Here is an 11231-nt window from a genome sequence, read left to right on the forward strand (position 1 = left end):
GGCGAAGAGGAAGCGGACAGTGAGACCGGTGGCAAAGGCGGTAACCTACGCTTTGCTGGTGGTATGGTCGATTGTCTGCCTGCTTCCGGTCTACTGGGTCGCTATCACATCGATTAAGGGCATCGAGGATATCGACCAGCCGCCGGGCTATCTGCCCTTCGTCGATTTCGTGCCTTCGCTCGACGCATGGCGCTTCATCCTCTTTGAGCATAATGAGAACCTCGTCTCGCGCTTCGTGAATTCTGCACTCATCGGCAGCATCGCGACGACATTGACGATCGCTGTGAGCGGCATGGCCATCTACGGACTGACGCGATTTCATTCCGCCATGCGGTGGTCGAGTCTGGTCGGCCCTTTGTTTCTATTCGGGCTTGTCCCCGTGGTTGCTTCCGCTTCGGGTGCTCTTTCCATCGCGGCGCTGCTGGCCCTTGCCGGCTTTGCGGTCGCCCTTGTGCTTCGCCGACGGGGGCCGGTCATTTCGGTGTCGGGGGCCGCATCCCTGATGCTGGCGACCCGCGTGCTTCCTCCCGTCGTGCTGGTCTTGCCGCTGTATGTCATGGCGCAGGCAACAGGAATGCGCGACACGCTGGTGTTGATGATCTTGGTTTACACGGCCATCAATATTCCGGTGGCCACATGGCTTCTCCTGCCGGTACTGGGGCCTGCGGCAACAGAGCAGGAAGAAGCGGCACAACTCGACGGCGCTTCGCAGCTAAGAATATTCTTCACGATACTGCTGCCCATGGTGCGGGCGAGTATGGTCGCGACCGGCATGATCATATTCTTGCTGTGTTGGAACGAATATCTGTTTGCTGCTTACCTCACGGCGGATAACGCTCTTACCCTGCCGCCGTGGGCCGTCGGTCAGCTCTCGATGAAGGAAGCCCAGGTCGGCGGCGGGGCGGAGGAATGGGCCCATCTTTCGGCGGCCACGATTGTCATGATGTTGCCAGCCCTGGTGTTTGCAGCTTTTGCTTTGAAACCCTTTGGCCGGACCGTGTCGGGCAGATGATGACTGGAAGGCTGGATTAGGGACTTCACCGTCGATCGCCGCCTTGGCGCACTTCGCCGCCGCGGGTGCGATCGTGATTGTAAAATCGAACGCGCCGCCTACATACTGTCCGTTCAACCATTGGAAAGGAGGTGGTCAGATGTCTCATTGTCATATGCCGCAGATGGCGGTTCTCATGAGCGCGGCCTCCAAGGTCGGGGTCGGGCTTCGTTGAGCTGCCGCTTCTAGGCAGGGCAATGGAAGGGCCTCCTCCGGGAGGCCCTTCGCTTTCGGGCGCCCGATCTGCCGGCGGCCTCCCATTCCACCCTGCGTTTCACGGTCCTTTAAGACTCGCCTGCCCAGACTCCACCGGCTTGAGCGTCCACCCGGACGTTCGCAAACGGGGGATACCGTCCATGAAGGCATTTTTCTTTGCCGTTGCCGCTTTCGGCGCATTGGCGCTCGCCGGCCCATCGGCTCTGGCGGGCGAGCAGGATTTCTCGCTGATCAACGCCACCGGCTACGAGATCAGCGAGCTCTACGTGGCGCCGACCCAGTCCGCCGACTGGCAGGAGGACGTGCTCGGGCAGGACACGCTCGCCGACAGCCAGCAGGCCAACATCTCCTTCAGCCGCGATACCGACACCTGCGCCTGGGACCTGAAGGTGGTCTATTCCGACGATAATACCTCGGCCGAATGGCACGGGGTCGATCTCTGCCAGCTCTCGGTCGTCACCATCAAATACGACGCCGATTCCGGCGAAACTTCGGCTTACGGCCAGTAACCGCGCCCCGATCCGCCCGGCGCGCCCGGAACGGGCCGCCGGGCGTTTCTTTTGCCAGCCTTCATAAGGGCTTGGCGGGCAGCCGCCGGGCTTGAGAAGGACCGCCGCTCCGCCTATAGTCCGCCGGGTCTAAACAGGGAACGGCGGAATCGTGCGCCTTTTTGAGAGCTTCGGGCGGTCCATCCGCGCCACGGTGTTTCCGCTGGCGATATTGGCGCTCGCCGCCTGCAAGAGCCCGGAGCCGGAAATCCCGGATACCCCGGTCGATGTGCTCTACAACAACGCGCTCGACACGCTGAACGCCGGCAACACCCGCCAGGCCGCCAAGCTGTTCGACGAAGTGGAGCGCCAGCATCCCTATTCGACCTGGGCCACCCAGGCCCAGCTGATGTCGGCCTACTCCTATTATCTGATCGACTCCTACGACGACGCGATTCCGGCGCTGGAGCGGTTCATCGATCTCCACCCCGGCAACCGGGGCGCCGCCTATGCCTACTATCTCCGCTCGCTTTGCTATTATGAGCAGATCGCCGACGTCTCGCGCGACCAGGGCAACACCGAAGAGGCGCAGCGCGCCCTCTCGGACGTGATCGCCCGGTTCCCGAACACCCCCTATGCGCGCGATGCGACCCTGAAGCTCGACCTGGTGCGCGACCACCTGGCCGGCAAGGAAATGGCGGTCGGTCGCTACTACATGGAGCGCGGCCAGTATCTGGCCGGCATCAACCGCTTCAAGAACGTGATCGACCATTACCAGACGACGACGCATGTGCCGGAGGCGCTGGAGCGCCTGACCGAGGCCTATGTGGCGCTCGGCATCTATCCCGAGGCGGAACGTGCGGCGTCGGTGCTCGGCTACAACTATCCGGGCAGCGAGTGGTACCAGGACGCCTACAATCTGCTGACCAGCAAAGGCATCTCGACGGAGAGCAGCGCCGAGCTGCCGCCGGTCGTCACCGACCCGAGCAAGGCGCCCGAAGGCCCGCCGCCGCCGGAGCCGGAGCCCGACCAGGCCACCAACGATCTCGGCCTGCCGCCGCCGCCGGCGCCGGTGGACAGCAACTCGGTGATCCAGAACCAGACCGGGCCGGGCCTGCCGCCGCCGCCGCCCGCGGTGCCGACGCCGCCGGTCGAAGAACAGCCGGTGCCGCTGCCGGTGCCCAATTCGCAACCGGCGCCGGAGGAAGACGACGGCGGCGTGTTCGGAAGCGGCGGACTCTAAGCCCACCATGCTGGTCGGGCTGACCGTCCAAAACATCGTCCTCATCGACCGGCTGGAATTAAGCCTGGCCGCCGGCCTGACCGCGCTGACCGGCGAGACCGGCGCCGGCAAGTCGATCCTGCTCGACGCGCTGGGATTGGCGCTGGGTGCCAGGGCCGAGGGCGGCCTGGTGCGGGCCGGCGCGGCCCAGGCCGGGGCGACGGCGACCTTCACTTTGCCGGAGCGCCATGCCGCCCATGCGATCCTGGAAGAGCAGGGGATCGAGCGCGACGACCTGCTGATCCTGCGCCGCCAGGTCGGCGCCGACGGCAAGTCGCGCGCCTTCGTCAACGACCAGCCGGTCAGCGTCGCGCTGCTGCGGCGGATCGGCGAGCTGCTGATCGAGATCGAAGGCCAGTTCGAGGTGCATGGGCTGCTCGATCCCGCCACCCACCGCACCCATCTCGATGCCTTCGGTGGGCTGGAAGCGTCGGCGGAGAAGACCCGCGACGCCTACCGCCGCTGGCGGCAGGCGCAGGAGGCGCTGGACGGCGCCCATGTGGAGCTCGAACGCGCCCGCGCCGACGAAGATTATCTCCGCCACGCCGCGGCTGAGCTGGAGCTGGCCGACCCGAAGCCGGACGAGGAAACCGCGCTCACCGCCGAACGGCAGCAGCTGATGCACCGCGAGCAGCTCTTGGAAGCGATCGAAGCCGCTTATGGCGAGCTCGCCGGCGAGCGCGGCGCCGACCGGGCGCTGGCCTCGGCCGCGCGCCGGCTGCAGCGCATCGCCGACAAGGCGGGCGCCGGGCTCGATCCGGTGGCGAGCGCGCTCGACCGCGCGGCGGCGGAACTCGCCGAGGGGATCGCCGGTTTGCAACGCATGGCCGCCGATCTCGATGCCGATCCCAACCGCCTGGAGAAGCTGGACGACCGCTTGAACCTGCTGCGCGAGCTGGCGCGCAAGCATCGCGTCGCGGTCACCGCCCTGCCGGACCTGCTCTCCGACTTGCAGCGCCGCCTGGCGCTGATCGAAGGGCAGAGCGCCGATCTCGGCGCACTGAAGAAGGCGGCGGAGGCCGGCCTCGCTGCCTATCGCGACGCCGCCACGGCGTTGAGTGCCGCCCGGGCAAAGGCGGCGAAGGCGATGGATGCCGCGGTCAACAAGGAGCTGCCGCCGCTCAAATTGGAGAAGGCGCGGTTCGCGACCCGCATCGAGACCCTGGGCGAGGCTGATTGGGGCGAGGGCGGCTGGGACCGGGTGCAGTTCCAGGTCGCGACCAATCCCGGTGCCACGCCCGGTGCCATCAACCGCATCGCTTCCGGCGGCGAGCTCGCGCGCTTCATGCTGGCGCTGAAGGTGACCTTGGCCAGCAACCAGCCGGTGCCGACCCTGGTCTTCGACGAGGTCGATTCCGGCATCGGCGGCGCCACCGCCGCAGCGGTCGGCGAGCGCCTGAAGCGCCTGGCCAAGAAGGTGCAGGTGCTGGTGATCACCCATTCGCCCCAGGTGGCGGCGCTGGCGCAGAATCACCTCCGGGTCGAGAAGCGGACGGTGAAAGGCAAGATCGCGACTGCTACGACGCCGCTCGACGACGCCGAGCGGCGCGAGGAGATCGCCCGCATGCTCTCCGGCGCCGTGGTCACCGACGAGGCCCGCGCCGCCGCCGACAAGCTGCTGGTGGGCGCGGCATGAGCAAGCCGAAGCCGGTCGCCGACCTCAGCGAAGCCGAGGCGAAGAAGGAGCTCGCCCGTCTCGCAATGGAGATCGGGCATCACCGCGCGCTCTATTACCAGAAGGACGCGCCGGAGGTTTCAGACGCCGAGTTCGATGCGCTCATGCAGCGCAACGAGGCGATCGAGCAGCGCTTCCCCGCTCTGAAGCGCGCGGATTCGCCGAGCGACAAGGTCGGCGCCGCCCCGGCCTCCGGCTTCGCCAAGGTGAAGCATCTGGAGCCGATGCTCTCGCTCGACAACGCCTTCAGCCGCGAGGATGTCGAGGATTTCCTCGGCAAGATCCGGCGCTTCCTCGGCATCAAGCCCGAGGTCGATATCCCGCTGGCGCTGGAGCCGAAGATGGATGGGCTCTCCGCCAACCTGCGCTACGAGGACGGCGAACTCGCGGTCGGCGCTACCCGCGGCGACGGTGCGGTCGGCGAGGACATCACCCAGAACCTCCGGCAGATCGCCGACGTGCCGCACAAATTGAAGGGCAAGGCGCCGAAGGTGGTCGAGATCCGCGGCGAGGTCTTCATGACCAAGGCCGGCTTCCTGAAGATGAACGCCGAGCGCGAGGCGCAAGGCGAGGCCACCTTCATGAATCCGCGCAACGCCGCCGCGGGTTCGGTGCGGCAGATGGACCCGCGCATCACCAAGGCGCGGCCGCTGCGCTTCTTCGCCTATTCATTCGGTCATGCGCAGGGCTACGACTGGCCGAAGACCCATACCGAGCTCTTGAAGCAGCTGAAGGCCTGGGGCTTCGCCACCAATCCGCTGAACAGCCACGCCCACGACCTCGACGGCGTGATGAAATTCTATGACAAGATGCAGCTGGACCGCGCCGAGCTCGACTACGACATCGACGGCGTGGTCTATAAGGTCGACGACCTCGCGCTGCAGGAGCGGCTCGGCTTCGTCGGCCGCGCGCCGCGCTGGGCGATCGCGCATAAATTCGCCGCCGAGCAGGCGATCACTAAATTGAACGAGATCTTCATCTCGGTCGGCCGCACCGGCGTGCTCACCCCAATTGCATTTCTGGAGCCGGTCAACGTCGGCGGCGTCATGGTCTCGAAGGCGACCTTGCACAACGAGGACGAGATCGCCCGCAAGGACATCCGCGAGGGCGACAAGGTCATCGTGCAGCGCGCCGGCGACGTCATCCCGCAGGTGGTCGGTGTGGTCGAGGACCCGAAGGCGCGCCGCGCCGCGCCCTTCGACTTCAAGAAGAAGATCAAGGGGGTGTGCCCGGTCTGCGGCAGCCACGCGATCCGGGAAGAGGGCGGGGCGGCCTGGCGCTGCACCGGCGGCCTCGTCTGCCCGAACCAGGCGACCGAGCGGTTGCGTCACTTCGTCGGCCGCGGCGCCTTCGACATCGACGGCTTCGGCGACAAGACGATCAAGGAATTCTTCGACCTGGACTGGGTGAAGTCGCCGGCCGACATCTTCAAGCTCGAACGGCACCGCAAGGCCTTGCTCGAACGCGAAGGCTGGGGCGAGGCTTCGGTGCAGAAGCTCATGGACGCGATCGAAGCAAGGCGGACCATCGCGCTCGACCGCTTCATCTACGCGCTCGGCATCCCGCAGGTCGGCGAGGTGACCGCGCGCCTGCTGGCGAAGCACTATCTGACCTTCAAGGCTTTCCGCGAGGCGATGGTCGAGGCCGGCACCGTCGGCAGCCAGGCGCGCCAGGATCTCGACGAGATCAACGGCATCGGCCCCTCGGTGGTGGACGACCTCACCGCATTCTTCGGCGAGAAGCACAACACCAAGGTGATCGACGCGCTGGAAGCCGAGGTCGAGATCGAAGAGTTCGTGCCGGTGGTCGCCGCCGACAGTGCCATCGCCGGCAAGACCGTGGTCTTCACCGGCACGCTGGAGAAGATGACCCGCAACGAGGCCAAGGCCCGGGCCGAGAGCCTCGGCGCCAAGGTCGGCGGCTCGGTCTCGTCCAAGACCGATTACCTCATCGTCGGCGCCGATGCGGGCTCAAAGGCGAAGAAGGCCGCCGAACTCGGCGTGAAGACCCTGACCGAGGACGAATGGCTGGCGATGATCGGGCAGAGCTAAAGCCTCACTCCTCCAGCTTCTTGCCCTGATGCAATTGTGCGCTGCGTTCTGAGGCGCGGCGGTCGTTTTCCTTTTCCGCCTTGGTTCGGCCGTATTTGACCCGGTTGGCGTGGGCGCGCGACTCGTCTGCGGCGCGGGCCTTGGCCTTGCGCATCCGGTTCAGATTGACGATTTCAGCCATAAGGCCTCGCGCAGATTTCACTGAAAAAACCGTTGGAATGCCTTGCCGGGCATTCTTTCCTTTGGCGATAATGCGGGGAAGCGCGGGGAGAGCGCAAGGAGGCCGGCGAACCGGCGCCCTGGACGGGCGTTCGGTCGGAAGGGCAAAAAAGGGCGGAGCGCGTGATCATGAAGAAGTTGCTCTATGTCGTCGGCGGCATCGTGGTTCTGGTGGTCGCGGCAGCGTTGATCGCGCCCTTCTTCATCGACCTCAACGACTACAAGGGCACGATCGAGGCCAAGGCCAAGGAGGCGACCGGCCGCGACCTGAAGATCGAGGGCAAGATCTCGCTCTCGATCCTGCCGCTGCCTTCGGTCAGCGTGGACGGCATCAAGTTCGGTAACGCCCCCGGCGGCACCGCGCCCAACATGGCGGAGATCGAATCGGCCAAGGTCAAGGTCGCGATCATGCCGTTGCTCTCCGACAAGGTGCAGGTCACCGACATCGTGCTGACCCGTCCGCTGATCGTGCTGGAGAAGCTGAAGGACGGCACCGGCAACTGGCAGCTGACCCCGCCCGCCGCACCCGCCGGCACCACGACGGCCGAGCCGGCGCCCGCGCCCGCGACGGACGGTGCCACCACCTCCGCCGGCGGCTGGGACATCCAGATCGACGGCGCCACGCTCGAGGACGGCACGGTGATCTACCGCGATCTGGCCGCCGGCACCGAGCAGAAGGTCGAGAAGATCAACCTCGGCCTTTCGATGGCCAGCCTCAAGGGCCCGTTCGACGCCAAGGGCAGCCTGGTCGCGATGAACCTGCCGCTCGGCTTCAGCGTCAAGTCCGGCCGCATGGACCCGACTGCGCCGATGCCGATCGACCTCAACCTGACGGTCGGCGAGACCAAGGGCAGCTTCGGCTTCTCGGGCCAGGCCGACATGTCGGCGGCGAGCGATCCCGCCAAGCCGATCGTCACCGGCAAGCTCTCAGCCAAGGCGGAGAACGTGGCCGAGCTGATGGCGGCACTCTCCGGCGGTTCCGCGGCCGCCCAGCCGCCCGCGCTGGCGCGACCCTTCTCGCTCGCCGGCGACGTGACCGCAGGCTCCACGGCGGCCGACATCAAGAATTTGGCGCTCTCGCTCGGCGACGTCGCGGCCCAGGGCTCGGTCGGCGCGAAGTTCGGCGAGGCGACGACGGTCGATGCCAATCTCGCGGTCGGCCGGGTCGATCTCGACAAGCTGCTGCCCCCGGCCAAGGCCGGCGAGGCCACCGACAAGAAGGCCGAGGGCGAAGCTGGCGGCGGCGCCGCGCAACCGGCGGCGCCGTTCACCCTGCCCACCGGCATCACCGCCAATGTCACCGCGACCGTCGAGCAGATCGCCTATCAGGGCAAGGCGATCGACGGCACCAAGCTGGTGGCGCAGCTGAAAGATGGCGCGCTCAACCTGACCCAGCTTTCGGCGCAGCTTCCCGGCAACACCGCCTTCACGCTTTCCGGCGTGCTGGCGCCCAAGGGCGGCCAGCCGAGCTTCACCGGTGCGGTCAAGGCCAGCTCCGACAACCTGCGCGAGGTCGCGGACATGGCCGCACCCGGCGCGCTCAACAGCGTGCCGTCGGACCGGCTGCGCAAGCTCTCGCTTACCAGCCGCCTGAACGCCAGCCCGGCCCAGGTCGAGGTCGCCGATCTCAACGCCACCCTGGACGGCTCGAAGATCTCGGGCGGCGTCATCGTGGCACTCCCCGACGACCAGAAGCGCAAGCGCATGGCCTTCGGCGTCGGCCTCTCGGTCGACAAGCTGAATGTCGACGGCTACCTGCCGCAAGGCGACAAGAAGGCGGCTGCGCCGGCCACCGACACCGCCGCGGCCGACACCGCCAAGAAGGGCACGCCGGACAACCCGCTGAAGGCGCTGGCGCCGCTCGGCGACCTCGATGCCAATATCGAGATCAAGGCCGGCAGCCTCACCATGAACGGGCAGCAGGTGAAGAGCCTGCATGCGCTGATCGGCCTCGCCGACGCGACCTTGAACATCAAGGACATCTCGGTCGGCGACCTCATGGGCGGCAAGGGCGCGATCGAGGGCAAGGTCTCCGATCTCAAGGGCGATCCGAAGTTCGACATCGCCTATGACATCACCGCCAAGGACGCCGGCAAGCTGCTGGCGATGGGCGGCATGAATGCCCAGCCCGGCAAGTTCGGCGCGCTCACCTTGAAGGGCAATGCCAACGGCAATGCCAACGACGTCACCTACGACGTCGCCATGGCGATGACCGGCGTCGGGCTCGACGGCACGGCCAAGGGCACCGCGGCCGGCCTGATGGCCGGCGGCATCCCGAAGATCAACTCGACCTTCGACGTCAAGGCCAAGGACACGGCGGCGCTGGCGCAGCTGTTCGGCGGTCCCGCCGATGCGGCCAAGCAGCTGGGCTCGGTCGCCTTCGCCGGCACCGCGCAGAGCGGCACCGACGACCTCACCTATGACGTCACCCTGGCGATTGGCGGCATCGGCGGTTCCGGCAAGCTCGCCGGCAAGGTGACCGGGATCTCCGGCACGCCGCAGGTCGATACCACGCTCGACCTCAAGGCCGAGAAGCCGGCCCCGCTGCTGCAGCTGGCCGGCCTCGCCGGGCCGAAGGCGCAGGCGATGGGCACGCTCTCCGCCGCCGGCGCGCTCAAGGGCAACGCCGAGGACATGAACCTCAATCTCGATCTCCAGGCCGCGGGCGCCACCGCCAAGGTCGCCGGCAATGTGAAGATGCCGAAGGAGCAGCCGATCGCCTTCGATCTCGCGGTCACTGCCAACCATCCGGAATTCACCGACCTGATGAAGATGGCGGACCTGCCGGCCGGCGCCAAGGGCGGCCCGCTCGCGGTCTCGGTGAAGGCGGCGGGCAGCACGCAGAAGGCTTCGGTCAGCCAGCTTGATGCGAAGTGGGGCGATTCCAGCCTGACCGGCACGGCCAACTACGACGCGACCGGCGCCAAGCCGAACGTCACCGCGAACCTCACCGGCGGCACCGTCAACCTGACGCCGTTCATGGCGCCCTCGACCAAGAGCAATGCCGGCAAGAGCACCAGCGGCTCCGGCGGCAGCGGCTCGCCCGCCAAGACCAGCGGTCCCTGGTCGACCGAGCCCCTGGACCTCTCCGCCCTCGGCAAGCAGGACGCGGACATCGACTTCAAGGCGAAGTCGCTGATCATGCCCGACCAGCGGATCGACGATCTCGTCGCCAAGATCACGATCAAGGATGGTCTGATGACCATGCAGACCTTGAACGGCAAGATCTACGGCGGCTCCTTCGATCTCTCCGGCACGGCGGTCAACGGCAACGGCACGCCGAAGATCGACGCCAAGGTCGCGGTGCAGGCGATCCAGCTGGCCGAGCTGCTCGGCGGCGGCATCGCCGGCAGCCAGGTCAAGGGCCCGATCTCCCTCAACTTCGACGGCACCGGCAGCGGCCTCTCCCAGGCCGACATCGTCCGCTCGCTGACCGGCAAGGGCAATCTCGACGGCACCGTGCTGATCATCGGCAAGATCGAGCAGACCGTGGGCTCGGCGCTGATCGGCGTGCTCGGGCAGAAGGTGAAGCAGGTCCAGGGCATCGCCGAGAAGATCAACGGCGTGCTCTCCGCCTATACCGGCGTCGACAACAAGCTCGACGGCAGCTTCAACATCACCAACGGCGTGCTCGACACCCAGGACACCGCCTTCACCAACCCGCGCGCCCGCGGCACGGCGAAGGGCAAAGTCGATCTCGCGCAGATGGCGCTCAGCCTGCTGGTCGACCTGTTCGGCGCCGATGCCCAGGAAGCCTTCATGAGCGTCAATCTCGACGGGCCGGTCAGCTCGCCGAAACCGTCCTTCTCCGGCGGCGGTGCCGCGCCCAGCGCCAGCGGCATCCCCGGCCTCAACATCCCAGGCGTCAATCTCCCGGGCCTCGGCGGCGGCGCCGGCGACACCTCGGCGCCGGGCAGCAGCATCGGCGGCACCGCCGGCGAAGCGGTCGGCGGCGCCTTGGGCGGCAGCGGTGGTGCTGCGGTCGGCGGTGCGGCCGGCGGCCTGCTGAACAACGTGCTCGGCGGCGGCAACAAGAAGAAGGACCAGGCCCCCGCGACCCCGGACGCCGCACCCGCCTCGCAGGACGCCGCACCGGCCGCGGAGCCGGGCGCGGGCGGCACGGCACCGGCCGCCGCACCCGAAGCCGCACCGGCCGAGGCAGCGCCGGCCGAAACCGCGCCGGCTGCACCCGAGCAGCCGCCGGCGGAGGAACCGGCCGCCGAACCGGCCCCCGCCGCAGAACCCGGCG

Annotated in this window: 7 protein-coding genes; 6 read left to right on the forward strand and 1 reads right to left on the reverse strand. The window is 67.3% G+C overall.

Annotation, left to right across the window (positions count from 1 at the left end; all coding sequences use genetic code 11):
• The first annotated feature begins 28 nt into the window (after positions 1-28).
• From ACH2CY_RS23810 to ligA, 5 genes are all read left to right on the forward strand, one after another.
• Positions 29-1012, forward strand: a complete 984-nt coding sequence (locus ACH2CY_RS23810; RefSeq protein ID WP_395022238.1) for a carbohydrate ABC transporter permease — start codon at positions 29-31, stop codon at positions 1010-1012.
• Between the two features lie 395 nt (positions 1013-1407).
• Entirely contained in the window at positions 1408-1776 is a 369-nt protein-coding gene (locus ACH2CY_RS23815; protein ID WP_395022239.1) for a hypothetical protein, read from the forward strand.
• A gap of 151 nt (positions 1777-1927) precedes the next feature.
• Complete coding sequence (locus ACH2CY_RS23820; RefSeq protein ID WP_395022240.1) at positions 1928-2998, forward strand: outer membrane protein assembly factor BamD; 1071 nt, start codon at positions 1928-1930, stop codon at positions 2996-2998.
• 7 nt (positions 2999-3005) lie between these two features.
• A complete protein-coding gene (gene recN, locus ACH2CY_RS23825; protein ID WP_395022242.1) occupies positions 3006-4673 on the forward strand; it encodes a DNA repair protein RecN in 1668 nt (555 codons plus the stop codon).
• Positions 4670-6763 (forward strand): NAD-dependent DNA ligase LigA, encoded by a 2094-nt coding sequence (gene ligA / locus ACH2CY_RS23830; protein ID WP_395022243.1) that lies wholly within the window; start codon positions 4670-4672, stop codon positions 6761-6763. The genes recN and ligA overlap by 4 nt, the downstream gene beginning before the upstream one ends.
• Before the next feature lie 4 nt (positions 6764-6767).
• Here ligA and ACH2CY_RS23835 read toward each other — a convergent pair whose 3' ends face one another.
• Positions 6768-6944 carry a DUF4169 family protein gene (locus ACH2CY_RS23835; RefSeq protein WP_395022244.1) on the reverse strand — a complete coding sequence of 59 codons (177 nt, stop codon included), beginning with the start codon at positions 6942-6944 and terminating at the stop codon, positions 6768-6770.
• A gap of 167 nt (positions 6945-7111) precedes the next feature.
• Here ACH2CY_RS23835 and ACH2CY_RS23840 point away from each other — a divergent pair.
• Positions 7112-11231 (forward strand): AsmA family protein (locus ACH2CY_RS23840; protein ID WP_395022245.1); only part of this gene is annotated, 4120 nt, incomplete at its 3' end.

This window comes from Dongia sp. (assembly GCF_041905885.1).
In the GTDB taxonomy this organism is placed as follows: domain Bacteria; phylum Pseudomonadota; class Alphaproteobacteria; order Dongiales; family Dongiaceae; genus Dongia.

Bases quoted from the DNA above. Each gene is read 5' to 3' on its own strand.
- ACH2CY_RS23815 (WP_395022239.1), top strand. From the start codon at position 1,408: ATGAAGGCATTTTTCTTTGCCGTTGCCGCTTTCGGCGCATTGGCGCTC.
- recN (WP_395022242.1), top strand. From the start codon at position 3,006: ATGCTGGTCGGGCTGACCGTCCAAAACATCGTCCTCATCGACCGGCTG.
- ligA (WP_395022243.1), top strand. From the start codon at position 4,670: ATGAGCAAGCCGAAGCCGGTCGCCGACCTCAGCGAAGCCGAGGCGAAG.
- ACH2CY_RS23835 (WP_395022244.1), bottom strand. From the start codon at position 6,944: ATGGCTGAAATCGTCAATCTGAACCGGATGCGCAAGGCCAAGGCCCGC.